The sequence below is a fragment of the Thioalkalivibrio sp. ALE25 genome, assembly GCF_000377285.1.
Lineage (GTDB): Bacteria > Pseudomonadota > Gammaproteobacteria > Ectothiorhodospirales > Ectothiorhodospiraceae > Thioalkalivibrio.
In genome coordinates this window covers 152,278-176,195 of sequence record NZ_KB897929.1, presented here as the reverse complement: position 1 = coordinate 176,195, position 23,918 = coordinate 152,278, and the positions used below count along the sequence as shown (strand labels likewise).

24 protein-coding genes and 3 pseudogenes are annotated in these 23,918 nt (G+C 66.8%); 19 read left to right on the top strand and 8 right to left on the bottom strand.

Annotated features, from left to right (window positions below; genetic code table 11):
- The 3 genes and pseudogenes from C996_RS13765 to C996_RS0105910 form a co-directional block, all read left to right on the top strand.
- A pseudogene (locus C996_RS13765) lies at window positions 1-243 on the top strand (hypothetical protein); the annotation flags it as partial.
- A 422-nt stretch (window positions 244-665) separates the two neighbouring features.
- On the top strand, window positions 666-1,337 hold the full coding sequence (locus C996_RS14125) for an HNH endonuclease signature motif containing protein (RefSeq protein ID WP_155985242.1): 672 nt from the start codon (window positions 666-668) through the stop codon (window positions 1,335-1,337).
- A gap of 256 nt (window positions 1,338-1,593) precedes the next feature.
- The gene (locus tag C996_RS0105910) at window positions 1,594-2,577 is read left to right on the top strand and encodes an SEL1-like repeat protein (RefSeq protein ID WP_018866531.1); all 984 of its coding nucleotides are present in this window, start codon (window positions 1,594-1,596) and stop codon (window positions 2,575-2,577) included.
- A gap of 51 nt (window positions 2,578-2,628) precedes the next feature.
- Here C996_RS0105910 and C996_RS0105905 read toward each other — a convergent pair whose 3' ends face one another.
- Window positions 2,629-3,684: a GlxA family transcriptional regulator gene (locus C996_RS0105905; protein ID WP_018866530.1), complete on the bottom strand. Its 1,056-nt coding sequence runs from the start codon at window positions 3,682-3,684 to the stop codon at window positions 2,629-2,631.
- 134 nt (window positions 3,685-3,818) lie between these two features.
- Between C996_RS0105905 and C996_RS0105900 the strand changes: the two genes are divergently transcribed.
- Together C996_RS0105900 and C996_RS0105895 are read left to right on the top strand one after the other, a co-directional pair.
- Complete coding sequence (locus C996_RS0105900; protein ID WP_018866529.1) at window positions 3,819-4,400, top strand: OsmC family protein; 582 nt, start codon at window positions 3,819-3,821, stop codon at window positions 4,398-4,400.
- 607 nt (window positions 4,401-5,007) lie between these two features.
- Complete coding sequence (locus C996_RS0105895; protein WP_018866528.1) at window positions 5,008-5,487, top strand: cupin domain-containing protein; 480 nt, start codon at window positions 5,008-5,010, stop codon at window positions 5,485-5,487.
- 134 nt (window positions 5,488-5,621) lie between these two features.
- Here C996_RS0105895 and C996_RS0105890 read toward each other — a convergent pair whose 3' ends face one another.
- On the bottom strand, window positions 5,622-6,044 hold the full coding sequence (locus tag C996_RS0105890) for a rhodanese-like domain-containing protein (protein WP_018866527.1): 423 nt from the start codon (window positions 6,042-6,044) through the stop codon (window positions 5,622-5,624).
- 275 nt (window positions 6,045-6,319) lie between these two features.
- Between C996_RS0105890 and C996_RS0105885 the strand changes: the two genes are divergently transcribed.
- From C996_RS0105885 to C996_RS0105870, 4 genes are all read left to right on the top strand, one after another.
- Window positions 6,320-6,946 (top strand): hypothetical protein, encoded by a 627-nt coding sequence (locus C996_RS0105885; RefSeq protein ID WP_018866526.1) that lies wholly within the window; start codon window positions 6,320-6,322, stop codon window positions 6,944-6,946.
- A gap of 313 nt (window positions 6,947-7,259) precedes the next feature.
- Complete coding sequence (locus tag C996_RS0105880; RefSeq protein WP_018866525.1) at window positions 7,260-8,894, top strand: methyl-accepting chemotaxis protein; 1,635 nt, start codon at window positions 7,260-7,262, stop codon at window positions 8,892-8,894.
- A gap of 111 nt (window positions 8,895-9,005) precedes the next feature.
- A complete protein-coding gene (locus C996_RS0105875; RefSeq protein ID WP_018866524.1) occupies window positions 9,006-9,284 on the top strand; it encodes a hypothetical protein in 279 nt (92 codons plus the stop codon).
- 87 nt (window positions 9,285-9,371) lie between these two features.
- Window positions 9,372-9,674: a DUF3817 domain-containing protein gene (locus C996_RS0105870; protein ID WP_018866523.1), complete on the top strand. Its 303-nt coding sequence runs from the start codon at window positions 9,372-9,374 to the stop codon at window positions 9,672-9,674.
- 286 nt (window positions 9,675-9,960) lie between these two features.
- On the opposite strand, the gene C996_RS0105865 is transcribed toward C996_RS0105870, so the two are convergent.
- Window positions 9,961-11,292: an ethylbenzene dehydrogenase-related protein gene (locus tag C996_RS0105865; RefSeq protein ID WP_018866522.1), complete on the bottom strand. Its 1,332-nt coding sequence runs from the start codon at window positions 11,290-11,292 to the stop codon at window positions 9,961-9,963.
- Between the two features lie 177 nt (window positions 11,293-11,469).
- On the opposite strand from C996_RS0105865, the gene C996_RS0105860 reads away from it, so the two are divergent.
- From C996_RS0105860 to C996_RS0105840, 5 genes are all read left to right on the top strand, one after another.
- On the top strand, window positions 11,470-11,835 hold the full coding sequence (locus C996_RS0105860; RefSeq protein WP_018866521.1) for a rhodanese-like domain-containing protein: 366 nt from the start codon (window positions 11,470-11,472) through the stop codon (window positions 11,833-11,835).
- 119 nt (window positions 11,836-11,954) lie between these two features.
- Window positions 11,955-12,302, top strand: coding sequence for an antibiotic biosynthesis monooxygenase (locus C996_RS0105855; RefSeq protein ID WP_018866520.1), 348 nt, complete (start codon window positions 11,955-11,957; stop codon window positions 12,300-12,302).
- A 77-nt stretch (window positions 12,303-12,379) separates the two neighbouring features.
- Window positions 12,380-12,790 (top strand): large-conductance mechanosensitive channel protein MscL, encoded by a 411-nt coding sequence (mscL, locus tag C996_RS0105850; protein WP_018866519.1) that lies wholly within the window; start codon window positions 12,380-12,382, stop codon window positions 12,788-12,790.
- A 95-nt stretch (window positions 12,791-12,885) separates the two neighbouring features.
- Window positions 12,886-13,854 carry a daunorubicin resistance protein DrrA family ABC transporter ATP-binding protein gene (locus C996_RS0105845; RefSeq protein ID WP_018866518.1) on the top strand — a complete coding sequence of 323 codons (969 nt, stop codon included), beginning with the start codon at window positions 12,886-12,888 and terminating at the stop codon, window positions 13,852-13,854.
- A complete protein-coding gene (locus tag C996_RS0105840; protein WP_018866517.1) occupies window positions 13,851-14,618 on the top strand; it encodes an ABC transporter permease in 768 nt (255 codons plus the stop codon). The genes C996_RS0105845 and C996_RS0105840 overlap by 4 nt, the downstream gene beginning before the upstream one ends.
- Before the next feature lie 83 nt (window positions 14,619-14,701).
- Here the strand turns inward: C996_RS0105840 and C996_RS0105835 are convergent, their stop codons facing one another.
- The 4 genes from C996_RS0105835 to C996_RS0105820 form a co-directional block, all read right to left on the bottom strand.
- Window positions 14,702-15,202: a DsrE family protein gene (locus C996_RS0105835; protein ID WP_026279220.1), complete on the bottom strand. Its 501-nt coding sequence runs from the start codon at window positions 15,200-15,202 to the stop codon at window positions 14,702-14,704.
- 72 nt (window positions 15,203-15,274) lie between these two features.
- Complete coding sequence (locus C996_RS0105830) at window positions 15,275-15,766, bottom strand: DsrE family protein (protein WP_018866515.1); 492 nt, start codon at window positions 15,764-15,766, stop codon at window positions 15,275-15,277.
- Window positions 15,767-15,795: 29 nt separating this feature from the next.
- Window positions 15,796-16,407 carry a TetR/AcrR family transcriptional regulator gene (locus C996_RS0105825; RefSeq protein WP_018866514.1) on the bottom strand — a complete coding sequence of 204 codons (612 nt, stop codon included), beginning with the start codon at window positions 16,405-16,407 and terminating at the stop codon, window positions 15,796-15,798.
- A gap of 370 nt (window positions 16,408-16,777) precedes the next feature.
- On the bottom strand, window positions 16,778-18,097 hold the full coding sequence (locus C996_RS0105820) for a rhodanese-like domain-containing protein (RefSeq protein ID WP_018866513.1): 1,320 nt from the start codon (window positions 18,095-18,097) through the stop codon (window positions 16,778-16,780).
- Between the two features lie 138 nt (window positions 18,098-18,235).
- Here C996_RS0105820 and C996_RS0105815 point away from each other — a divergent pair, with 138 nt between their 5' ends.
- From C996_RS0105815 to C996_RS0105805, 3 genes are all read left to right on the top strand, one after another.
- Entirely contained in the window at window positions 18,236-18,469 is a 234-nt protein-coding gene (locus C996_RS0105815) for a hypothetical protein (RefSeq protein WP_018866512.1), read from the top strand.
- A 360-nt stretch (window positions 18,470-18,829) separates the two neighbouring features.
- A complete protein-coding gene (locus tag C996_RS0105810) occupies window positions 18,830-20,365 on the top strand; it encodes a GGDEF domain-containing protein (RefSeq protein ID WP_018866511.1) in 1,536 nt (511 codons plus the stop codon).
- Window positions 20,362-21,663 (top strand): NRAMP family divalent metal transporter, encoded by a 1,302-nt coding sequence (locus C996_RS0105805; RefSeq protein WP_018866510.1) that lies wholly within the window; start codon window positions 20,362-20,364, stop codon window positions 21,661-21,663. The genes C996_RS0105810 and C996_RS0105805 overlap by 4 nt, the downstream gene beginning before the upstream one ends.
- Window positions 21,664-21,667: 4 nt before the next feature.
- Here the strand turns inward: C996_RS0105805 and C996_RS0105800 are convergent, their stop codons facing one another.
- Window positions 21,668-22,576: an NAD(P)-dependent oxidoreductase gene (locus tag C996_RS0105800; protein WP_018866509.1), complete on the bottom strand. Its 909-nt coding sequence runs from the start codon at window positions 22,574-22,576 to the stop codon at window positions 21,668-21,670.
- A gap of 76 nt (window positions 22,577-22,652) precedes the next feature.
- Here C996_RS0105800 and C996_RS13760 point away from each other — a divergent pair.
- Both C996_RS13760 and C996_RS13755 read left to right on the top strand, forming a co-directional pair.
- Window positions 22,653-23,183, top strand: a pseudogene (locus C996_RS13760) (EamA family transporter); the annotation flags it as partial.
- Window positions 23,184-23,467: 284 nt separating this feature from the next.
- Window positions 23,468-23,797, top strand: a pseudogene (locus tag C996_RS13755) (EamA/RhaT family transporter); the annotation flags it as partial.
- Window positions 23,798-23,918 lie beyond the last annotated feature (121 nt).

The following is a 23,918-nucleotide window of genomic DNA, read 5'->3' as shown; positions in this document are numbered from 1 at the left end:
GTGACTCAGGACGAGTCGGCCGCGGCCGCCTGGTACCTGGCCTCGGCGCGGCAGGGGCTGGCCCCGGCCCAGTACAATATGGGCATCGTGCTCGCCGAGGGCCGTGGCGTGGAGGCCGACCTGCCCGGCGCCTGGGTCTGGTTCGCGCGCGCCGCCGATCAGGGCCACAAGCCGGCCGCGGAGGCCCGCGACTACGTCCACCAGCAGCTCACCCAGGAGCAACGCAGCGAGGCCGAGGCGCGACACCTGGGGCACAGGGGTCAGACCTTGCCTTTTGCCTCCCTGCCACGACAGGGGCAAAAGGCAAGGCCTGACCCCTTAGGTGCGTGACGGATGCGCTGCACGTAGCGCGCGCGAAGGATAGGACACTCACTTTCTGCATGCCTGCCCGCAAACGAACTCCATGCCCGCAGGGGCGGGCGGAAAGGTTGGGAGAGTGCCAGGGGCCAAGCGCCAGATGTCTTGGGAAATGGCGGCGTACCAGGCGCGGTTGTGTTCGCCTCGCGGCGGCGCCAGCTTGAAGGATGGCCGAGCGGACTCACGTCAGCGAAGCCTTCGACTGCCGCCTAGCCGTCATTGTGGTACTGGTACACGGCGGGGGTGAAGACAGGAGACCTACGTTCCTCCACCCTCTCTGACCACTGTTAGTTTCATGAGGATTCCGTGTGATCCCTTCGCGTAAACAGATAAAGATCGCGCTGCTGGAATTGCTAGCACGATCTGGCCCGATGCCCTCAATCGAGGTCTATGGCCAGCTTTCTGAACAATTTGACTTGTCGCAGAAAGACCTTGAACTAACTACAAATGGTAACGAAAGCTTATTTAATAAGGAAGTTCGGTGGGCAAAGAAAGATTTGGTAGATGACGGAAGAATTAAACGCCCAACCCAATCTGGACATGGTGTTTGGGAACTCATCGAGCCTACCAACCCGCCTGAGGAGCGGGGCCCATTACTTTGCAAAACGCGCGAAGAGTTAGAGAAAACGGTTCGCGATCTCCCGTCCAACACAGCGATACCAATTGGGCAAAGAAATCCTGATCGGAATACCACAACGGTCGATACATTTGTTCGCGACGCACGTGTTGTCCGCTACGTTCTAGACGCTGCAGATGGAAACTGTGAAATGTGCGGGAACCCAAGTCCATTCTTCAAAGACAATGGCGATCCGTTCCTTGAGGTCCATCATGTAAAGCGTCTTTCCGATGGCGGCAGCGATACCGCTAGGAATGCAATCGCCGTCTGTCCGAACTGTCACCGGGAGTTCCACTACGGAGCCAATCGCGATGCGCTCAGGGTTCTTATTTATTCGAAGGTCGGCCGGCTCATGAAAGAGTGAAATCCAAGAAATGTCCCCGTTTCGGGGTCGGACCTCAACCCCCATCACGGCGAGGGAAGGAGAGGACACCCACTTTCTTATCCATCGACGGTGTTTGCTTCTCCGTCGTGATGAAACCTCGCAGGGGCGACGAAGACGAGGAGACCCATCGTTTCCGTTCCGCAACGTGGCGGTCAGGGCCCGGGGTTGCTTGCGGCCGGGTACCCAGGCTGTATGCTCGGGCGCTCCGTAAACACTGTCAGCGAGAACCACCGCCATGGGTACGCCTGCCAACCCGCCGCATCCGGAACAGCCCGAAGGGCCGAGCCAAGCCGATCAGGACGGCTTTGCCGCATTTGAACGGGGCGACTATCGGACCGCCGGGGAGCTCTGGGCGGCCAGTGCCGAGGCCGGCTCGGCCTGGGGCCAGTTGGGGATGGGGATTCTGTATGCCGACGGCCTAGGGCTGAAGGCCGATGCCGAGCGTGCGCGCGGGTACTGGGAACAGGCCGCGGCGCAGGGACTGAGCGATGCCAGCTTTAACCTGGGGGTGATGGCGGAGAAGGCCGACCCGGCCGATACCGAGGCGGCCCGACACTGGTACGGGCACGCGGCCGAGGCGGGTCACGTCGTGGCGCAGAACAACCTGGCCGTGCTGCTGCAGAACGCGGGCGACGAGGCCGCCGCCACCGAGGCCGTCCAGTGGTGGAAACGCGCCGCGGAGCACGGCGACCCCGACGCCCTGAACAGTCTCGGTGTCGCGCATCAGCAAGGCAGCGGATGCGCGCGCGATCGGGCCGCGGCAGCCGAGTACTACGCCCGGGCCGCCGAGGCGGGACACCGCGACGCGGCCTTCAACCTCGCCCTGGCCCTGGAACAGGGCGACGGCGTCGCGACGGACATGACCGGGGCCGCCCACTGGTATCGGCAAGCCGCCGAGGCCGGAGACCCGGACGCAGCCGCACGCCTGGGCAACCTCTGCCGCGACGGCAACGGCACGCAGGAAGACCTGACGGCGGCGGCCCACTGGTATCGCGCCGCGGCGCGGGCGGGCCTGCCCCAGGCGCAGTACAACATGGGCATCGTACTCGCCGAGGGCCGTGGCGTGGAGGCCGACCTGCCGGGCGCCTGGGTCTGGTTCGCGCGCGCCGCCGATCAAGGCCACAAGCCGGCCGCGGAGGCCCGCGACTACGTCCACCAGCAGCTCACACCGGAGCAACGCCGCGAGGCCGAGGCGCGCAAGGCCGAGACCTCGCGCTAGTCGCCCCGGTCGGCCCGTGAAGGGGGTACCCACCTTGACCCTATCCAGCCTTCAGCTCGCGGCCTTGTCCGGGCTGTCCAGCCTCGTGCTGGAGTCCACGCCCGGAAAGAAGAGCCTGCGATACCGGCCCGGCGTGGTGCCCGTCAGCCGCCGGAACAGCTCACGGAAAAACGATACATCCTCGTATCCGACAGCAAAGCTGATCTCCTCGATGGACATCGTCGTAGTCTCGAGCAGGTGTTTGGCCCTTTCGATACGCAGGTTCTGCAGGTAATGCACCAGGGATACGCCGGTGGCCTGCTTGAAACGCCGCTTCAGGGTGCGTTCGGCCAGGCCGGATTCCTCGGTGAGCAAGCGGATCGCGGAGTGTTCGGCAAAATGCTGGCCCAGCCAGTCCTCGCACTGCCGCATTCGGGCGTCGGTATGGTCGGATTTCAGCACCAGCGGGGTATAAGGCCCCTGGCCTTCATCGTGCCACTTGAGTAGATACACCTTGGCGATGCGGATGGCCTCCACCGGGCCCAGATGGCGCGCGATGATATGCAAGGCCAGATCGTGCCAGGACGTGGTACCCCCGGCACTGACCATCCGCCCCGATGGGTCCGCCAGGACCAGATTGGGTTCGGGCAGGAATCGTACTTCCGGATAGTCGCGCCGGAACAGGTCCTGATACCCCCAGTGCGAGGTGGCGGCACACCCGGCCAACAGACCCGTTTCGGCCAGCATGATGGTGCCGGAACAGGCCGAGTAGATCGATTTCCCGCCCTCGTAACAGTCGCGAACCCAGCGCATCAGTTCCGGGTACCGGCCATGGAAGGATTCATCCGGGCCCAGCCACAGCTCGGGCAGGATCACGATGGACGCCTCCGGCTGGTCGCGAATCGCGCAATGCGGCTGCACCGGAATGTCGTTTCCGCACAGAAAAGGCTTGCGTTCGCGGGCGACGATGCGCACCCGAAACCCGGCCTGGCTGACGGGCTCATGGCGAAGGCGTTGCCAGAGATTCCCGGCGGCCGACAGCACGTCCACCATGCCGTACAGCGCGGAACCTGCGGTTTCGGGGACGGCAACGATCAGCACCTCGACAGGCATGTCCGAGCGGCTCATCTGCGTCCTCCGGTGGCACGAACGCCACGCTTCTGGCTCGTCTGCCGCTTATGCGGTCGATTCCCCGGTTATAGCCTAAAGCTGCGTCACCATCCGATGGCGCGCAATGGTCCCTTCTCAAACGGAGAACAGCCATGAACACGCAGAACACGATGAACGGCCTGAACGTGGATCAGATGACCACGACCGTGCAGGCCCTGCAGGACAACCGCGAACTCGCGCAGTTCGAGTTCCGCGCCCGCAACACCTGGATCAGCGGAGGCGAGAATCGATCGACCATCAAGGACTTCTATGGTGCGGGTGCCGAAGACGCCTCGCGGGATACCGGGTGGGAATTCACCAACGGGGAACCGCCGGTACTACTCGGCAAAAACGAGGGCGCCAACCCGGTTGAATACCTGCTCCATGCACTGGCGGGATGCGTGACCACGACGACCGTGCTGCACGCCACCGCCCGGGGTATTCGTATCCATTCGCTTTCGACCGAGCTGAAAGGAACGATCAATCTGGAAGGTCTTCTGGCGCTTAATGACGAGGTCCCTGCGGGCTACCAGGACATCGCCATCCAGATGCAGATCGACGCGGACTGCAGCGAGCAAGAACTGGACGACCTGCTCGGGTTTGCGCAGGACCACTCGCCGGTCTGCAACACGGTCTGCCGACCGGTCCCCGTCAGGATCGAACGGGTCTCTCATGCCGGGCGGTCGGCGGCCTGACGTCAGCGCCTGGGTGAACGCGCCCCTTGCAAGCAACCCGGTTTACAGGGTGACGGCGGCGCCAGCAGTACGCGCCGCCGTCTGCTGCGAAGGCCAAGGCTGGACCAGGGACGGTCCAGCGCTATAGCGAAGGCGCGAACGTGAGACCCATCTTCGCTCCCCACCGTTATTCGAGGCTGGCGCGATCCGCAGAATCAACGGGTCCGACCTTGCCTTTCGCTTCATGCCAACCCATTGAGGCTCTGGCCCCTGCTACATCCAGCACGGGCAGGAGCTTCGCCTGCAAGCAGGCTCCCACGGGCAACCGGGGGGGCAGACCTTGGCTCTTGTGCCCGCAACACGGGACGGGCAAAAGGCATGGTCTGACCCCTTCGGTACGGCCCCCTCGGTGCGCGCGTACGGAACCACTGCCGCAGTAGCGAAGGTGCGACGTGGTAACCGCAACATCCGCTCCCCCGCCGCAAGATTGTGGAAGCCACCCCGACCGGGCCAAGCCAGAATCCTGGATAAAGGCCGCGCGCACGCATCCCTGTGGCGGGGCCCATGACGGAGAAAAGGCTACGCCCGGCCCGCGGCCGGCCAAGCCATGGACCCCAGGAGGTGCCTCATGTACGACCACTCGATCCGGCCCACGGGAACGCTTCGCCGCCTGGCTGCATGGGCCGCCGCGCTCGCCCTGGCCGCCCCCTTGGCGAGCCTGGCGGCCGACGACGGCCAGGCCTTTATCTGGGCGCCGGACGCCCCCGATCTTGAATGGAACCCCTGCCCGGCCTTCATGCCCGACGACTGCCGCCTGGCCGTCCTCCAGGGCGACCCGGCCGAGCCCAACGCCGATGTGTTCTTCCTGCTGCCCGGCAACAGCACCGCGCCCCATCACTGGCACACCAGCGCCGAGCGCATGGTGCTGGTCCAGGGCGAGATGCAGGTGGACTATGACGATCAGGAACCGGTAGTGCTTCGGCCCGGGACCTACGCCTATGGCCCTGCGCGACTGGCGCATACCACCCACTGCATCTCGGACGAGGACTGCATCCTGTTCATCGCGTTCGAAGAACCGGTGGACGCGCACGAGACACACGGTCACTGAGGCCAGCCGATCCCTGCCATCCGGGCTTGACGCCCCGGGCTCGTTCCAACGGGCGGGCAGAACGACAAGCCTTTGCGCAATGCGCCGAGAGCCGGCGCATTGCCAGCAACGAGGCAGGGAGGCGAGTACGCGCCTTATTCGGTAGCGGCGTCGCGGGGCCACTCGCGAAAGCCTTCGCGAACCGAAAGGCAGCGGGTATACCCCAGGTCCCGCAGCAGTTCGGCGGCGCGCAGGCTGCGCCGGCCGCTGTTGCACAGGCACAGCAGGATCTGGTCCTGGGTGACGTGATGCCGGTTAATCAGGGAGATGAAGTGCTGGAAGTCGCGATCATCCGGCTCGTCCGCGTCCAGCAGCTCCTGCTCTTCCTCCGACAGGCCCCGACCCAGTAGCTGCTTCAGGCGGAACAGGGGCACCGGGACCGCCCCTTCCACCTCGCCCTCCAGTTCCAGCTCGAAGGGCTGACGGATATCCAGCAGCACCGCCAGACCAATATCCACCAGCTCGCGGGCCGCGTTGACGCTGATCTCCAGCTTTGGATCGTCCGTCTCGTTCACCATGCAGGCTCCTTTTGCGTCGGGGTTGTGAGGGCGCACGGGGTTCGCTTCAGCAGGCGCCCCTGGTTCCGATAGATTTCGCGAAACACCGCATGATTGCAAAAGGCCCGAAGCCCGACGCGCACGCGCGCTGGCCCTGCAGCGCCTCCACACACCAGTCCATGCCGCATGCATTGGGCCCCGTGGTTGTACGCGCCGGCCGAATAACCGGTCTCTCGCCTGCTCGAAGCGATCTTCGGGCACTATCGCAAGGGCAATCGTCCCCCATGGAGGCCCCCTTGACCGACGAGACGACCGGTGGAACCGAAGGCACGCTTCCCCTGCAGCGGCTGGCCGGCTGGGCGCTTCGCGGCATCGCCGCCCTGACGGGCCTCGGCGGACTGCTGGCCTCGCTGGCCTTCTGGATGCTGGCACAGGAGACACCGGAGCTCCCATGGCCGCTCGGCTCCCTGATCCTGCTGCAGATCCTGTTCGGGATGGCCGTAGTCGCCTGGGTCGCGTTGTTGTGGCGCCGCGCCCGGGTACTGGGAGCACTGGATACCCGGGACTATCCCGCCATCACCTGCGTTGTCGTCTGCATGCGGCTGGCGGGCGAGTTGCTGGCAACCGGCGTGGCCCTGTTCGCGGTGGCCCTGTCGGTGATCTCCCTGACGGCCGCAGAACCCTTCGCGGGCGCGGCCGTTGCCGCGTTCGGGCTGGAAGCGGAACAGGTGGAAGCAATCGGCTGGGCACTGGCCGTGCTTGCAGCCCTCCTGTGGCCGCTGGCCGGGCTGTTTGTGGCCGGAATGATCCTGTTCGGGGCCTACCTGTTCGCCGACGCCATGATGGCCATGCTGGAGTACGTGCGCGACCTACGGCGGATCCGCGAGACACTGGCATCGACCAGCGGGCGCGACCCGGAATGAGATGGCGGCCGGGCCAGGACCGCGGGTACCGATCCAACCGGCGACCCGCCACCTTGGGCGACCCTCGGCGCGGTTGATGTGGCTCAAGGTTTGGCGCGCGGGGCCGTTTAATCTGTCATCAGGGTAATGCCGCCGCCGGTGGCGTCCGCTGCCATGCGCGCGAACAAGGCGCGGCGCCTGCCGGTAACACCGCAGCCGTCTGCGCACGACGCCCGCCCCCGGAATACCCGGGGCACGGACGCCTGCATGGATCGGCATTCCCCCGGCCCGGCACCTCGGGCTTACCCCTTCCAGGCCATACAAGGACCCGCCCATGAACCTCCGCTCGCTCTCCGTTCGCTCCAAACTGGTCATCACCATCGTGGTGCCCGTGGCCGCGCTCCTGCTGCTGGCGGCCTTGGCCGCCCGCGGCACGGCCAATATCGAAGAAGGCGTGCAGAACATCTACCACGACCGGGTCGTGCCCCTGCAGCAACTGAAGACCATCGCGGACAACTACGCGGTGCTGGTCATCGATGCCGTGAACAAGGCCGATGCCGGGCGCATGACCGCGGAAGAGGCCCTGGCCGACGTGCGCGAAGCGCGCACGGAGATCGCCACGATCTGGGAGGCCTACCTGGCCACGACGCTGACGCCCCGGGAACAGGAACTCGCCGATGGCGCCCGCTCCCTGTTCCGCGCGGCGAACGCGGACCTGGATCGCCTGGAGGCGGCGCTGGGCGGGATGTCGGGCGATGTGCAGGGCGAGCTCGATGCCTTCAACGGCCCGCTGTACGACAGCATCGACCCGATCAGCGACCAGATCACCGAGCTGGTCGACCTGCAGATCGACGTGGCCGGTGCGGAAGCCGAACGGGTATCGGAGTTCTACACCCAGGTCCTGGTGCGCAGCGGCGCCCTGATGCTGCTGGTCCTGATCGGGGTCGTGATTACCGGGGTGTGGACCTATCGCTCGGTAGCGCTCCCGATCGCGCACATGCGCCAGACGCTGGAGGGGATTGCTGGCGACCATGACCTGTCGCGCCGGGTGAATGTCGGTGCGGACGACGAGATCGGCGCGACTGCGACTGCCCTGAACAGCATGCTCGACCAGTTCCAGGACTCCATCCGCGAGCTGCGCACCCTGACCGACCAGATGGCCTCGGCCGCCGAGCAGTTGTCCGCGGTCAGCGCGCAGACCGACGGCAATATTGACCAGCAGCGTTCGCAGACCGAGCAGGTCTCGACCGCGATGAACGAGATGGCGGCGACGGTCCAGGAGGTCGCGCGTAACGCCTCCGATGCCGCCTCCTCCAGCCAGGAAGCCGACCAGGAGTCCCGCTCGGGGGGCGAGGTCGTGCGTACCGTCGTCAGCGACATCGGCCGCCTGTCCGGCGAGGTCGCCACCATCGAAGAAACCGTGCGCAACCTGGACGAGAAGGGCCAGCAGATCGGCTCGGTGCTGGACGTGATCCGCGGGATCGCCGAGCAGACCAACCTGCTGGCCCTGAACGCCGCGATCGAGGCCGCCCGCGCGGGCGAACAGGGCCGCGGCTTTGCCGTGGTCGCCGACGAGGTCCGCACCCTCGCCTCGCGCACCCAGGACTCCACCGCCGACATCCAGGCGATGATCGAGGCCCTGCAGGCCGGCACCCGCAACGCGGTCACCGCCATGGGTCGCGGACGCGAGATGGCGGAGGCCACCAGCCACGATGCCGAGCGCGCCGGTCAAGCGCTGGAATCCATCGTCCAGGCCATCGGCCGGATCAGCGACATGACCACGCAGATCGCCAGCGCCGCGGAAGAGCAGAACGCCGTGGCCGAGGAGATCAACCGCAACATCTACGCGATCAACGACATCACCGGCGACACCGCCAATGGCTCGCGCCAGACCGCGACCGCCAGCCAGGAGGTCGCGGATATCGCGTCGCGGGTACGCGACCTGGCCTCCGCCTACCGCATCGCCTGATCCCCACGCAGGCGGCCCGGGCCCGGCCCGCGCCACGGCGGCCACCGGACCCGGCTTCCGGGCGCAGCAATCGCGACGGTATAGTCGTGCGGCGTTTTCCCGGGAGGTCGCATGAGACTCTGGTCGAAATGGAAAAAAGGCGGCACGCTGCTGGCCGATGTGCTCAAGCGCAACGGGGTCGACCCCAGGGCGGCCGCTGCCAGGGAGGTCTTTCGCCAGATCCTGGACGATGCGGAGGCGGCGGCCGATGCCCGCCTGAAAGACGAGCAGGCCGACGGCTCGCTATCCCCGGACGAACGCAACACCCGCTGGGAGGCGCTGTTCTTCGAGGAGATCCGCGCCCGGGCCAAGGACTACGCACAATCCGCGCGCAACCAGCGCAAGGATTAACCCGACCACACTGCCGGGTCCATTTCGTGGCGCCCGTCGCGCTTCGTGCTACCCTCCGCCGCGTTTCCCGACCCACCGGTCCCGCCCATGAAATTCTTCCGCCTGATCAGCGTCCTCGAGGGTTTGTCGCTCATTACCCTGCTGTTTATCGCGATGCCGCTGCGCACCTACGCGGACATGCCCCTGGCCGTCACCTATGTCGGCTGGGTCCACGGCATCCTGTTCATCGTCTACGGCGCGGCGTCGGTGATGGCCAGCCACCTGAGCGGCTGGCCGGTTTGGAAATGGCTGCTGGTGCTGTTCCTCGGCGTGGTGCCCTTCGGCTTCCTCTACGTGGACTACCTGATCCGCCGCGAAACCACCCCCACCGGCAACGCCGAGACGGCCTGACGCGCGGCACAGCCCACACGGCGTCATCCCGGCCTCAGCGAAGCGCAGAGCCGGGAGCGCCCACGCCGGCCTTGCCACCGACCGCGCCCGCCCCACCGGCGGAGACCCCGGATCACCGCTGCGCGGCGTCCGGGACGACGGAGCGCAGGAGACCCGACGTCAGGCTTTGTGCCTTGCCCTGCACGTCTGGTGGCGCAAGGGCGTCGGGCGCACCCCTTCCACGGCCGAGAGTGTCGACACCAGACGAGTCCGGGTCTGAGCGCGCGTGGTGCCGACCCGCGCCGGCTCAGTCTGCGTCGCGCAGGAGCTGCTGCTCCATGTCGACTATGAAGCCCGGCAGGGTGTCTAGATCGTGCTGATCACGCACGCCCTTCTCGCCCTCGCGCACCAGCGTGCCGCCCGGGTGGTCGTCGCTGTGCAGGAACTGATAGGTGATCTGACCCGGGTAGAACACCTCCACCTCGGTCCATTCCAGGTCGGCTTCGTCCAGGTCCCCATCGACACGGCGAGCGACGATGTCGGCCTCCCCGTCTTCCAGCCCCAGGGTCATCGGCAGCGAGACCAGGTGCCAGCGCGCGCCCGCGGCACTGTGAACCGCGAAGGCGACGTTGTAGGACGCGCCATGTTCCAGGGTCTTGCTGTCCCGGGCGTTGGGGGCCTCCAGCGTGCGGGTGAGTGCAATCCGCCAGGCGCCGTCTTCGTAGCCACCATCGGCACGGATCGCGCCGCGGCTGCCGCTCGGCTCCCGCAGGAACCGCTGCGGGATCACATCGCCTTCCTGCCAGTCGTGGTCCGGATCGAAGGCGATTGCGTTGCCCTCGTGGATGTAATAAGCATCGTCCTGGCCGTACTCGCGGGCGATCAGGGCCTCCCACTCCAGAGCGGGGGCTCCGACCTGCTCCGGATCGAACATCCAGGCAGGCTGATCGGCGTCGTCATCCCAGTTGGTCGTGAACATGCTGGTGCCCTCGGACGACAGGCGGTAGTGCAGCACGTAGTTGTTGTCCGCGTAGCCCATCGGGTGGCTGCGGTGGGAGCGCCACTGCCACAGGTCGAGGAACACACCGTCGGACTGCAACTGTTCCAGGGCCTCGTCATCGATGACCTGATCCCAGGAGACCTCTTCCGGATCCTCCGTGACGCGGGTCTGCGGGAGGTACTTGCGCACGTCGCTGCGCCCGAGGTCGCCGCCCAGCTTGGGATGCTCGCGAACGGCATCCGCGTCCACCTCGGAGGTCAGGCTGCGCATACCGTCGTGCGCGGTCATCCACCCGCCCATGCGGTCGAAGCCCTCCACCTTGCCGTCGTCCAGCATCATGGAGATCCGGTCCTCGTACAGGCCGTGCTCGTCCGGCCCCGGGCCGCCGGATCCGTAGCGCACCCACTCGCCATCCTCGTAGCGCCAGACCTGGTGATACCAGCTGGGCGTATCGGTCTCGTACTCGTAATGGATGCGGAAGTCTTCGTCGTTATAGACCGCGGCGACCCGCAGAACCGCGCGGGCATCCTCTTCGGCGGGAATAAAGACATTACGATCGGTGTCCACGACACGGGGTTCGGCCAGCGCCAGAGCCGGGCAGGCGGCGGCGACCGCAAGGGCCATCAGCGTTTTCTTCATGTGGCTCTCCCTATATATGGCTTTGAAGATATTTTGAACTCCCTACGACCACAAGGGAATTAGCCAGTTCCTGCCGGGTGTCCCGACAGAGATCACGGCCAGAGGCCGTGCAACGCTGGCACCCGCACCCGGCAGGAGCCGCACACCCTCAACAAACCCTCAACGAAGGAGACCTGGATGGATCACCACGACGAAGCGTTTCTCCGACGCGCACAGGCCGCGCGCGAGCGCATCGATGAAATTGAACCGAAACAGGTAGACGACCACCTGGCATCCGGTGCCATCGCCATTGATGTGCGCGAACCGGAGGAGTACCAGAAGGGCAGCCTTCCGAACGCCCGCAACGTTGCGCTGGATTCCATCACCCGCCAGATCGAGGGGGTGGTGCCTGACAAGGGCGCGCCCCTGGTCTGCTTCTGCAATGGTGGCAACCGCGGGGCACTGGCGGCGGCCCAGCTGGTGGATATGGGCTATACCAATGTCCAGTCCATCGCGGGCGGACTGCGCGCCTATCAGGACCCGGATGACACCCCGGAAAAATGAGTAATCCCCCTGATCGATGACAGGCCGTGCGCCCGAGCCTCCGCGGGCGGGCGCAGCTTCCACCTTGCGCCTGCGCGCATGGTTAAATCGGCCCTCGTCTTTCTGATAGCGAAACCGCCATGATTGCCGTGATCTTTGAAGTGGAACCGCACGCCGAGCGCAAGCAGGACTACCTGGACGCGGCCGCGAGCCTGCGCGAACACCTGAAGGACGTCGACGGATTCATCTCCATCGAACGTTTCGAAAGCCTGAGCCAGCCGGGCAAGGTGCTGTCGCTGTCCTTCTGGCGGGACGAGGCCGCGGTGCGGCAATGGCGCAACCTCGAGGAACACCGTCAGGTGCAGGCGGCCGGGCGCGGCGGCATCTTTGCCGACTATCGCCTGCGCGTGGCCGAGGTGGTCCGCGACTACGGCATGCACGAACGCGACCAGGCCCCGCACGACTCACGCGACGCCCACGGAAACTGACGCTCGCCACGCCCACTGCGCGCAACGGCCCCCGCGCTGGACTATAGCTTCAGGGTTACTCACTGGAGGAGACGGGCATGGGCATCCTGAACGAGTTCAAGCAGTTTGTGGCGCGCGGCAACGTGGTGGATATGGCCGTGGGCGTGATCATCGGGCTGGCGTTCGGCCAGATCGTGTCGTCCTTGGTATCGGATGTGGTGATGCCGCCGATCGGCCTGCTGATTGGCGGGGTCGACTTTTCCGATCTGGTGATCGTGCTGCGCGAGGCCGAGAATGGCGTGGCGGCGGTCACCATCAATTACGGAGTGTTCATCAAGCGCGTGGTGGACTTCCTGATCATTGCGGCCGTGGTATTCGCCGCCATCAAGATGATCGCGCGCCTCCAGCACAAGGAGGAGGCCAGGCCCGCGGAACCCCCGGCCCCCAGTAACGAGGAGAAGCTGCTGGCCGAGATCCGGGACCTGCTGAAGGCGCGCCAGGACGGCTAAGGGAAAAATCTGGGGTACCAACCCCGCGGGGCTGTCCGGCGGAACCCGGTCGCCCCGCCCGCGTCCGAGCGTGGAGAGCCGATCAGGAGACAGGTTTGGACAACGCCATCGAAGTACAGGGACTGGTACGGGACTTCGCCGCCACGCGGGCCGTGGACGGCGTCGATCTGCGGGTACCGACCGGGCAAGTCCTGGGCCTGCTGGGGCCGAACGGCGCCGGCAAGACCACCGTGGTGCGCATGCTGGCCACCCTGCTCGCGCCCACCGCCGGCACGGCCCGCGTGGGCGGGTTCGACGTGGCCCGCGAGGCCGCGCGGGTTCGCGAGATCATCGGCCTGACCGGCCAGTACGCCTCGGTGGACGAAAAGCTGACCGGCCGCGAAAACCTGATCCTGATCGCCCGCCTGCTGGGGCTCAAGCGGGCCGATGCCCGGGCCCGCGCGGACGCGCTGCTCGCCGACTTCTCGTTGCAGGAGGCCGGGCGACGCCCCGCGCAGACCTACTCCGGGGGTATGCGCCGACGCCTGGACCTGGCCGCCAGCCTGGTTGGACGACCGCGTATCCTGTTCCTGGACGAGCCGTCCACCGGCCTCGACCCGCGCGCCCGCCGCGACCTGTGGGAACGGGTGCGCCAGTTGCAGGCGGCGGGCACCACCGTCCTGCTGACCACCCAGTACCTGGAGGAGGCCGACGCCCTGGCCGATGCCATCGTGGTGCTGGATCAGGGCCGCGTGATCGCCGAGGGCACGGCCGCCGAACTGAAGGCCCGGGTCGGGGCGCGCAGCCTCTATGTGACAGTGGCAGACCCAGCCACCAGCGACCGCGCAGCCGGGATCGTCACCGAGCTCGCGGGACGCGCGGCCCAGGTCGAGGGGGCGCAGATCAGCGCGCCGGTGCAGGATGCCGGGCTGCTTCCCGCCGTGTTGCGGCGCCTGGACGACGCCGGGATCGAGGTGGTCGACCTGGGGCTACGCGGCGCCAGCCTGGATGATGTGTTCCTGTCCCTGACCGGGCGCAGTGGCGCCGGCCACGCGGAACCGGGCGCCGGGGAGGACGCGGCATGAACGCCATTGACCAGACCCTGGCGCTGGCCTGGCGCAGCCTGGTGCAGGTACGCCGCAACCCCTGGGAACTGGGCGACTACTCGATCCAGCCGATTCTGTTCCTGGTGCTGTTCCTGTTCGTGTTCGGCGGGGCCATTGCCGGTTCGCCCGAGAACTATCTGGCGTTCGTGCTGCCCGGGGTGATCGTGATGAACATGCTGTTTGTGACCGTGTACGTCGGCCACGGCCTGAACACCGACCTGACCCGCGGTGTGTTCGATCGCTTTCGCGCCCTGCCCATCCCCCGCTGGGCGCCGCTGGCTGGACGCATCCTGGCGGACGTGGTCAAGCAACTGCTGTGTATTGCCCTGTTGCTGATCGTCGGGTTCCTGCTCGGCTTCCGCCTGGAGACTTCGTGGGCGCACCTGCTGGCGATGGTCGCGCTGGTGCTGAGCTTCGCGGTGGCCTTTTCCTGGGTGATGGTGCTGGTCGGCGTGATCGCGCGCGACCCGGAGCATGTGCAGCTGTTTGGCTTTACCGCGCTGTTCCCGGTCACCTTCGTCAGCTCCGCGTTCGTGCCCGTGGACACGATGCCGACCTGGCTGCAGGGCTTCGTACAGGCCAACCCCGTCTCGCTGCTGGCGGAGGCCGCCCGCGCCCTGATGAACGCCGACGGCCCGGCCCTGCAGCCGGCCCTGTGGTCGCTGGCCTGGGCCCTGGGCATTGCCGGGGTGTTCGCGCCGCTGTCGGTCTATGCGCTCAACCGGCGACTGGCGCGCGGCTGAACGTGGCACCCGTCGGCTGACCAAAAAAGGGCCGCCGCTTCCCGCGACGGCCCGGCAGGCCCCGTGTGAGGGGGGTTACGGGATCAGTAAACCGGCACCAGCGCGTAGCCCTGGTTCTGGTAGCCCATGACCGCGATGAAGCCGCTGCGCACCGGCTGGATCGGATCCAGGATGGTGTCGTTGTCCACACCATAGGCCCGCGTCGCGGCGGCGCAGACCTCCATCTTCACACCCAGCTCGTCCAGGCGGTCCACCGCCTTCGCGATCTCCTCCAGGGTGTCGGCATGATCAATCGCCACCTCCGGCTCGGGGTCGGTGTTGATGAACTTGACCGCCTCGGCGATGAAGACCATGCGCAGGTCCGGCTCCACACCCTCCTTGATCAGGTTCTCGTGGTTGGTGGCGATGCCGCGCAGGTAGGCCAGCATCACGTTGGGGTCGGACTTGCGCATGTCGTAGACCGCGCGCATCGTCTCGATGCCCTGGGTGGCCTCGCGATTGTCCAGACCCTCGGCGCTCGCCGTGGAGGCCAGGCCAAACGGCAACAGCAGGGCCAGGAACAGGATCAGCATTCGATTTCGCATGGTGGTTCTCCTCCTTTCATGGTGAAGGCCCGGGTGTTGCGTCCCCGGGCTCGATACCCGAACCCTTCAGGCTCAATAGATCGGGATGACCGCGTAGCCCTGGGCCTGGTAACCGGTCAGGGACACGAAGGTGTTGCGCACCGGCTCGATGCCGGGCAGCAGCTCGCCGTGCTCGACGCCGAACAGGCGGGTGGCCACGGCGCAGGATTCCATGCGCACGCCCTTCTCCTTCAGTGCCGCCACGTGTTCCTCGATCGCATCCAGGTGGTCGAAGTCGGTTAGCTCGAAGCGCTCGCGATCCTCGGAGACCATGGTCACGGCCCGCCCGCGAAAGGCGAGGATCATGTCCGGGTCCACGCCCTGATCGGTCAGGTCTTCAAAGGTCTCGCGGATCACCATCAAATACAGCGCGAGCATCTCCGGGTCGTTGTTGTTCAGGTCGAACACGACGCGGCCCTGCTCGACGCCGTCCAGGGCGCGGGCGTCGGTGGGGGCTTCGGCCTGGACGGTCAGGGTGGCCAGCGACAGGGTCAGCAGCAGGAACAGGGATGCAATGATCTTCATCGGGGATTCTCCTTCGGTAGAAAAACGGGTTACGGGCAGTTAGCCGAGGGCATCGCGATGGCGCGCCAGGCGGCCTCCTGGGTCTCGGGCAGGTAGTGCGCCAGGGGTTTCTCGAGCACGCCGTCGAGGTACAGGTGCAACAGGCGGATGGCGCCACCGAACGCGACGGTGGCCGCCACCGGGATCTCCATGGGCCGGACCTCGCCGGCGGCCATGCCCTGTTCGATGCACTCGCGCATGCGCTGGAACGGCTGCGAGGAGCACACCGGCGGCTCGTCCGGAAGAAACTCGCGGTGCCGCGCCTCGAGCACGAAACGCATCGTCTGCGGCGCCTCGCTGGCGGCCCGGAACAGGAACGCGATGATCCCGTCGCAGCGTGCTCGGCAACCGCTCTCGCGCTCCATCACCTCGGTCAGGCCCGCGTCCATGCGTTGCAGCAGCGCGTCGTACAGCGCCTTGGCCAGCGCCTCCTTGTTGCCGAAGTGGTGATAGATCGAGCCGATGGAGACACCGGCCTGACGCCGGATGTCATGGATGGAGGTATTGAAATAGCCATCCTGACTGAACCGCTCGAGCGCGGTATCCAGTACCAGTTTGCGCAGCGCGGCGCCGCGCACGGATTGCTTCGGGTTCTCTGTCATCGCCCATACCGAACCGAACGTTCGTTCTAATTTAGCGCGAAGATATGGGAAATGCCATATGCGACCCGGCACTGCCTTCTTGCCAGGACCCATTCTCCGCACAACCGACCTTCACGTACGCGGTGTACTTCCCGCGCTGTACTTCCCAGGGAAATGCTGACCCACGTACACCCTCGCCCTTGCAAGAGCCCGGGCTTCCGGCCGATTGCAGTTGTGCAAGCGCCGCATCGGCCAGGGGGCTGGCCTCCTGCAAACGCTGACTCCAGACCAGTAGGAGCCGAGCCCTCTCGGCGATTGAGGCCTTGCCCACGCCCTGCCGGCAGGGGCTGGCTTCCCACAGGCGAGGGACCCGGACGCTCCGCATTGGGATTCAGAAGTCCTCGAACTCCATGGCGCGGAACACGCGGCCGGCGTTCTGGCGATGCAGTTCGCCGTAGGTGTCCAGGTGGCGGTAGGCGGTCTGGTCGATGTTGTAGGCATCGTTCAGCGTGCCGCCCTCGTCGAGGATGCGCTGGACCTCCTCGCGCAGGTACACGAGATAGTCGTGGGTGTAGCGGCGCAGCACGTCGAAGTCGTTCACCGGGCCGCCGTGGCCGGGGATGATGTACTCGGCCTCCAGGGCCTCCAGTTCATGCCAGGTCTCGATCCAGCCGGCGGTATCGGTGTATTCGAAGATCGGCAGCATGCGCTGATGGAACGCCAGGTCCCCGGTGATCAGGACCTTGCGCTCCGGCGCCCAGAGGGCGATATCGCCCGGCGCGTGGCCCGGCCCGAGGTAGAGGATCTGAATGGTTTCACCGCCCATCTCCAGGTCCAGGCGGGTGGCGAAGGTGACGTCCGGCGTGCCCAGCTCGGTCATGAACGCCTTGTCGCGGGTGCGCGTGGCGGCCGCTTCCAGGCTCGCCTGACCATTGGCCTCGATCTCGCGCCAGGCATCGTTGTGCGCGATCACCGTGGCGCCCTGCTCCTGCCAGTAGGTCATGCCCAGCATCGCGTGGCCCTGGGCATTCTCCAGTACCACGTATTTCACGGGCTGGTCGGTGATTGCCTTGATCTCCTGATGCAGCGACTTGGCCAGCAGGTAGTTGTCGCCGGCGTTCATCACCACCACGCCATCATCGGTGATGATGAACGACAGGTTGTTGTTGTGGCCGGAGTTCTCGTAGGTGGAGGGCTGGGTCGCGCCGATCGCGGACCAGACGCCGTCGGTCACCTCCTGCGGGCGGTCGTAGAGGAACGAGTCGCGGGCCTTGTCCAGCACATACAGCGGCAGCCCGGCGTCTTTCCACTCGAAAAAGCCGCCGGGGTAGTTGTACACATTGGTGTAGCCCATCTGCTGCAGGGTCTGCGCGGCGGCCACACTGCGCAGGTTCTGGCCGCAGTAGACGACGATCGGCGTGTCCTTGTCCGGGATCTCGCCGGGCACCTCGAACTCGATCCAGCCACGCGGGATATTCAGCGTCTCGCTGGAGCGGATCTGCCCGCCGGTGTGATCAATCTCGGTACGTGTGCGCACATCAATCACCACGTGGTCGGGCTCGCTGGCGATCAGGTCCTGCAGGCCCTCCTGGTCGATGTTGGTGATCTCCGCGTTCGCCGCCTCCAGCAGCGTGTCGCCCGTCAGCACATCGGCCTGCGCGGCACTGCTGCCCACCGCGGCAAGGGCCAGCCCCAGCCAGATCGCTCGCATGGTGATTCTCCGGTTCGTATCCATCCCTTCACCATAGCCCTCCGCGGCGGCGGCAGCCAGGCACGGTGCTTGAGCCGCCTCCGGCAGCGTCTATATTCATGTTGTAGGCACACGGCCCCGCGGCCGAAGGAGCCCGCAATGAGCACCCATATGGCGGATGTCACCATCCACATCGACGAAGACACCGACCACGCGGCCCGCGAACGCATCCAGGACGCCCTGCGCGAACTCCCGGGCGTGATGGCCGCGTCCAGCCACGATGAACGCCCGCACCTGATGGTGGTGGAGTACGACCCGCAACGCATCAACAGCCGCAAGCTGCTGGACACGGTCACAGCCTCCGGTGTGCATGCCGAACTGATCGGCCTTTAAGGAGACGCTGATTGAATCGCACGTCCGCGTTGGCGCCCCCTGTTTTCCGAGACAAGGCGCGTCGTGCAGCGGGTAGTGGTTCTACCCGCAAGCGGCGCAACGCAGGATCGGGGAACAGGGGGCACCAACCCCACAAGCCAGTGAAAGCAGGGGCTCGGCCGCTTTTGCGCGCGCACAGCGTTGCGGTTCCCTTGTGCAGAATGACTGCACGGCAGTCACCGCGCCTTGTTCGCGCGCAAAAGCGACTCGAGCGCGGACGTGCGATTCAATCAGCGTCTCCTTAAGCCCCCCCCTGCGGAGGGAGCCGCGCGCCGCCGCGGAGGCGGGACAATCCTGCATCGGTCTGTCACCATACGGCCGATGGGGGAATCGGCCGACATCCAGCGTGGCAGCACGCATGCCGCAAGCAGGGACGCCCGCCGCACCGCGCGACGGCCGCGCCCGGAGGGCTGGGGCGTACTGCTGGGCATCGGCCTGGTGCTGGCCATGGCCTATGTCGCCCTGCCCCATGGCCCGCTGGCCAGCGCCCTCTACGTCATCACGACCGCCGGCGCCGCGGTGGCAGTTGCCCTCGCCACCCTGCGCCCTCAACGCCCGTTCGCCGCCTCGTCCTGGGCCCTGATCGCCGCCGCGCTGGCACTGGCCGCCACGGGGCACGGCATCTGGTACTGGCTGGACCTGCAGGGCCTGGAGCCCTTCCCTTCGGCCGCGGATGTCTTCTACCTCGCCGTGTACCCGCTGTTCGCCGTGGCGTTGTGGCGCTTGGGGGCCCAGGCCGCGCGGAACGATGGCGCCTTCGTGGATGCGCTGATCGTGGGGATCTCGGCCGCGGTCCTCGGCTGGGCCCTGCTGATCGCCCCCTACACCTACGACCCCGGACTCGGCTGGCTGCAACTGCTGGTCTCCACGGGCTACCCCGTTGCCGATCTCATCCTGCTGGTGCTGGTGCTGCGCCTGGTGTTCCTGCAGCGTACGGGCATCACTGCCCACAGCTTCCTGCTGCTGGGGATGCTGGCCTATCTGGCCGCCGACCTGCTGTATGCCCACGGCAACTCTGCGGGCTGGTACCGGGCAGGCGGGCTGACCGACGCCCTCTGGCTCGTGGCCTATGCGCTGATCGCGGCGGCCGCATGGCACCCGTCCGCGAGGGTGGAACCGCGAACCCATACCTCGCCTGCCGAGCTCTCCGGGCGGCGCCTGCTGATCCTGGGGGCGGCCTCGGTGCTGGTCCCCATGGTGATCCTGGCCACCGCCGGCGGCGAGACGGAGACCATCCGCGTGGCCGCGATCGCGTCCATCCTGCTGTTCCTGCTGGTGATGTACCGCATGGCAGGCCTGCTCCGCGAAACCCACGTACTGGCGCAGCGACTGGAACACCTCTCCCGCAGCGACGCACTGACCGGGGTCGGCAACCGTCGCCACCTGGAGGAGCAACTGGACCGCGAAATCGCGCGGGCCGAGCGTAATGCCGGACCACTGACCCTGGCCTTCCTGGATATCGATCACTTCAAGCGCTACAACGACACCCACGGCCATGCCGCCGGCGACGCCCTGCTCCGCGACATGGTCCGCGCCTGGCGCCCGAGCCTGCGCCCCACGGACCTGCTGGCGCGCTTCGGCGGGGAGGAGTTCGTGATCGTGTTTCCGCATACGGATGCCCGGCAGACGCGCCATATCCTGGAGCGCCTGCGCGCGGCGATGCCCAGCGGCCAGACCTGCTCCGGCGGCATTGCCAGCTTCCGCCCCGGGGATACGGCCGATTCGCTGCTGGGCCGCGCCGACCAGGCCCTGTACGCCGCCAAGAACAGCGGACGCGACCGCATTATCATCGCCAGCACCGACGCCCTGCCCCAGTCGGGCACGGCAGCAACCGATCAAGGAAACATCGATTCATGACCGCATCCACCCGCGCCACGCTGCGCGCCGCCATCGGACCCGGCCTGCTGATGGCCGGCGCGGCGGTGGGCGTCTCGCATCTGGTCCAGGCCACCCGTGGCGGCGCCGAATACGGGCTGCTGCTGATCCCGATCGTGCTCCTGGCCTGCCTGTTCAAGTACCCCTTTCTGGAATTCGGGCCACGCTACGCGGCCGCCACCGGGCACAACCTGCTGACCGGCTATCACCGGCTAGGCAACTGGGCCCTGGGCTTGTACATCGCGGTGACGCTGGGCACGCTGTTCATCATCCAGGCCGTGGTGACACTGACCACCGCGGGGCTGTTCGCCCTGGTCTTCGGGCTGGACCTGTCGATGGTCGTACTCTCCGCACTGATCCTGGCCGCCTGCATCGCCTTCCTGATGGTCGAGGCCTACAAGGGGCTCGATCTGGGCATGAAGATCATCATGGCCGCGCTGAGTGTCTCCACCGTGGTCGCGGTCGCCCTGGCGTTCCAGGAGGCCCCCGACTGGCATGCGCTCTCCGGCGCCCGGGAATGGTCGAACCTGTGGACTCTGGCCGGGCTCGCCTTCGTGCTGGCGTTGCTGGGATGGATGCCGATCCCGCTGGACGTGGCCGCCTGGCATTCGGTCTGGACCCAGGAGCGCGCACGCATGACCGGGCATCACCCCAGTGTGCGCGAGGCCGTGTTCGACTTCCGGCTGGGCTTCTTCGGTGCCACCGCGCTGGCACTCGTGTTCATGCTCCTGGGGGCCCTGCTGATGTACGGCAGCGGTGTCGGCTTCGCCCCGGGGGCGGCCGCCTTCTCGGCGCAGCTGGTGGATCTCTACGCCCAGAGCCTGGGCGAGTGGAGTCGCTCCCTGATCGCGATCGCGGCGCTGACCACGATGTTCTCCACCACCCTGGCCGTGACCGACGCCTACCCTCGAGTGATCATGGCCACCCTGCGCGCGCTGCGCGAGAACAGCCACCAGCCCCGGGGCAGCGACCCGGACACGGGCGCCGAGGGCCGGCTGGAATGGTGGGGCTATCGCATCGCCCTGCTGATCGTCGCCACCGGGGCGTTGACCCTGATCTGGCTCGCCGGCGAGCAGTTCACACGCTTCGTCGATATCGCGACCACCCTGTCATTCCTCTCGGCCCCGATCCTCGCCTGGATCACTTTCCGAGCGGTGATGTCACCAGATATGCCGGCGGATGCCCGACCCGGGCCCGGCCTGCGTGCCCTGGCCTGGGCCGGCATCATCTTCCTGGCCGGGTTTTCGCTGGCCTGGCTGGTCTGGCGCTTCGTGCTCTGACCCCTCAGGAAGCGGGTTCGCTGGCGCGCACGCAGAAGCGGGCGAGGATCGACACATCATGCCGGGCCTGCCCGGCCTCAAGCGCTGCATCCACGGCCTCGCGCACCGGCTTGAGCCCATCGGTCGCGAGCCCAAGGTCCCGGCTCAGATCGGCGATGATGCCCAGGTCCTTGTGATACAGCCCGACCTGGAACCCCGGCTCGAAGTCCCCGTCCAGCAGGCGCTGGCCATGCACCTCCAGGATGCGCGAGCTGGCAAAGCCGCCCATCAGCGCCTCGCGGACCCGGGCCGGATCCACACCCGACTGCTCCGCCAGCGCGAAGGCCTCGCCCACCGCGACCAGCGTCTCGCCCACCACCAGCTGGTTGCAGGCCTTGGCGATCTGCCCCGCCCCGCTGTCACCCACGTGCGTCAGGGTGGATCCCACGACCTCGAAGATCGGGCGCAGCGACTCGACCACCGCGGCGGGGCCGCCTACCATCAGGCTCAGTGAACCGGCGCGGGCACCCGGCTCGCCCCCCGAGACCGGGGCATCCACGAAGGTCACTTCGCGTTCGGCGGCCGCGCGCGCGATGGCGCGCGTCCGCATCGGGTCGATGGTGCTGTGGTCGATCACGATCAGGCCGGGACGGGCGTGCTCCAGGATGCCGTCCGGGCCCAGCATCAGCGCCTCGACATCCGGCGTATCGGACACATTCAGCACCAGAACCCGCACGCCGCGAACCAGCTCCGGGAGGCTCGCGCACGACTGCGCCCCCTCCTGCGCGAGTGCCTCCGCCGTCTCCGGCCGGCGTGCCCAGACACGAACTTCGGCCCCGGCGGCCAGGAGGTTGCGGTTCATGGGCGCGCCCATGATGCCGAGGCCAATGGCCCCGATCGGCTGCAGTTCGGGCGGGATGGGGGATGCGGACATAGGGCACTCCGAAAACGGTACCCACGCACTGTAACAACCCCGCTGGAAAAGCGGCACATGGAGGGTGACCCGAATCATGCAACGTGAACACCTGCACGGCTCGCTGCTCGCCTTCACCGGTGTGATGGCGCTCAGCTTCGACAGGCTGCTGGTGCGCCTGGCCGACACTCAGGGCATGAACATCGTCTTCTGGCGCGGGCTGCTGATGGCGCTTGCCCTGACCCTGTTGCTGCGTGTCCTCGACGGGCGCTGGGCCTGGATCCACCTGCGCCTGGGCGGCGCGGATGCCGGCTGGGTCTCGGCGGGCTTTGCCGCCACCACCATCCTCTTCGTGCTGGCCATCCTGCACACCACGGTGGCCAACGTGGTGGTGATCCTGGCCGCCTCGCCGCTGTTCGCCGCCGTGTTTTCCGGGGTACTGCTGCGCGAGTGGGTGCCCCCGCGGACGTGGGTCGCGATGCTGGTCTGCCTCGGCGGGATCATCGGCGTGTTTGCCGGGTCGCTGGAGGCCGGGGGCTGGCTGGGGGACGGGCTTGCGCTGATGGCCGCGCTCGTGGTCGGCATCAACCTGACGTTGCTGCGGCGTTCGCCGCGGGTGGATCGCCTAGGGAAACACTGATCAATGTGCACGCTCGCGCTCGAGTCGCTTTTGCGTGCGAACAAGGCGCGGTGACTGCCGTGCAGTCATTCTGCACAAGGGAGCCGCAACGCTGTGCGCGCGCAAAAGCGGCCGAGCCCCTGCTTTCAATGGCTTGTGGGGTTGGCACCCCAGGTTCCCCGATCCTGCGTTGCGCCACTTGCGGGTAGAACCACTACCCGCTGCGCACCGCGCCTTGTCTCGGAAAACCTGGGGTGCCAACGCGAGCGTGAACATTGATCAGTGTTTCCCTAGCCGTGATCGCGGCGGGCGGGCTGCTGGCGGCCGTGACCGCCTGGCCGCTGGCCTCGCCGCTTGCGATCACGCTCGACAGCTTCGCGGTACTCGCCGTGATGGGGCTGGTCCAGCTCCCGCTGGCACTCGCGCTGATCGCCCTGTCGACCCGTTTCCTGCCGGCCGGCGAGGTCGCGCTGTTCCTGGTCCTGGAGGCGGTGTTCGGAACGCTCTGGGTCTGGCTGTTCCTGGCCGAGGCCCCGGGCCGCTTCACGCTGCTGGCCGGTGGCCTGGTACTCCTGACCCTGGCCCTGCACGCCGCCCGGGGCATGCGAAACAACATCCCCTAATGTTCTAATTTTCTACATATGATCAGGCAGTTATCTAGATTCTGATCGGAATAATCGCGGATAGTTCCCGTCCTACCTGTAACCGGAAACGAAAGGCATGGAAGCCCGCCACCGGATCCGG

Excerpts from the sequence above, each read along its gene's own strand:
- C996_RS0105910 (WP_018866531.1), top strand. The coding sequence starts at position 1,594 with ATGGGTACGCCTGCCAACCCGCCGCATCCGGAACAGCCCGAAGGGCCG.
- C996_RS0105905 (WP_018866530.1), bottom strand. The coding sequence starts at position 3,684 with ATGAGCCGCTCGGACATGCCTGTCGAGGTGCTGATCGTTGCCGTCCCC.
- C996_RS0105900 (WP_018866529.1), top strand. The coding sequence starts at position 3,819 with ATGAACACGCAGAACACGATGAACGGCCTGAACGTGGATCAGATGACC.
- C996_RS0105895 (WP_018866528.1), top strand. The coding sequence starts at position 5,008 with ATGTACGACCACTCGATCCGGCCCACGGGAACGCTTCGCCGCCTGGCT.
- C996_RS0105890 (WP_018866527.1), bottom strand. The coding sequence starts at position 6,044 with ATGGTGAACGAGACGGACGATCCAAAGCTGGAGATCAGCGTCAACGCG.
- C996_RS0105880 (WP_018866525.1), top strand. The coding sequence starts at position 7,260 with ATGAACCTCCGCTCGCTCTCCGTTCGCTCCAAACTGGTCATCACCATC.
- C996_RS0105875 (WP_018866524.1), top strand. The coding sequence starts at position 9,006 with ATGAGACTCTGGTCGAAATGGAAAAAAGGCGGCACGCTGCTGGCCGAT.
- C996_RS0105870 (WP_018866523.1), top strand. The coding sequence starts at position 9,372 with ATGAAATTCTTCCGCCTGATCAGCGTCCTCGAGGGTTTGTCGCTCATT.
- C996_RS0105865 (WP_018866522.1), bottom strand. The coding sequence starts at position 11,292 with ATGAAGAAAACGCTGATGGCCCTTGCGGTCGCCGCCGCCTGCCCGGCT.
- C996_RS0105860 (WP_018866521.1), top strand. The coding sequence starts at position 11,470 with ATGGATCACCACGACGAAGCGTTTCTCCGACGCGCACAGGCCGCGCGC.
- C996_RS0105855 (WP_018866520.1), top strand. The coding sequence starts at position 11,955 with ATGATTGCCGTGATCTTTGAAGTGGAACCGCACGCCGAGCGCAAGCAG.
- mscL (WP_018866519.1), top strand. The coding sequence starts at position 12,380 with ATGGGCATCCTGAACGAGTTCAAGCAGTTTGTGGCGCGCGGCAACGTG.
- C996_RS0105840 (WP_018866517.1), top strand. The coding sequence starts at position 13,851 with ATGAACGCCATTGACCAGACCCTGGCGCTGGCCTGGCGCAGCCTGGTG.
- C996_RS0105835 (WP_026279220.1), bottom strand. The coding sequence starts at position 15,202 with ATGCGAAATCGAATGCTGATCCTGTTCCTGGCCCTGCTGTTGCCGTTT.
- C996_RS0105830 (WP_018866515.1), bottom strand. The coding sequence starts at position 15,766 with ATGAAGATCATTGCATCCCTGTTCCTGCTGCTGACCCTGTCGCTGGCC.
- C996_RS0105825 (WP_018866514.1), bottom strand. The coding sequence starts at position 16,407 with ATGACAGAGAACCCGAAGCAATCCGTGCGCGGCGCCGCGCTGCGCAAA.
- C996_RS0105820 (WP_018866513.1), bottom strand. The coding sequence starts at position 18,097 with ATGCGAGCGATCTGGCTGGGGCTGGCCCTTGCCGCGGTGGGCAGCAGT.
- C996_RS0105815 (WP_018866512.1), top strand. The coding sequence starts at position 18,236 with ATGAGCACCCATATGGCGGATGTCACCATCCACATCGACGAAGACACC.
- C996_RS0105810 (WP_018866511.1), top strand. The coding sequence starts at position 18,830 with ATGGGGGAATCGGCCGACATCCAGCGTGGCAGCACGCATGCCGCAAGC.
- C996_RS0105805 (WP_018866510.1), top strand. The coding sequence starts at position 20,362 with ATGACCGCATCCACCCGCGCCACGCTGCGCGCCGCCATCGGACCCGGC.
- C996_RS0105800 (WP_018866509.1), bottom strand. The coding sequence starts at position 22,576 with ATGTCCGCATCCCCCATCCCGCCCGAACTGCAGCCGATCGGGGCCATT.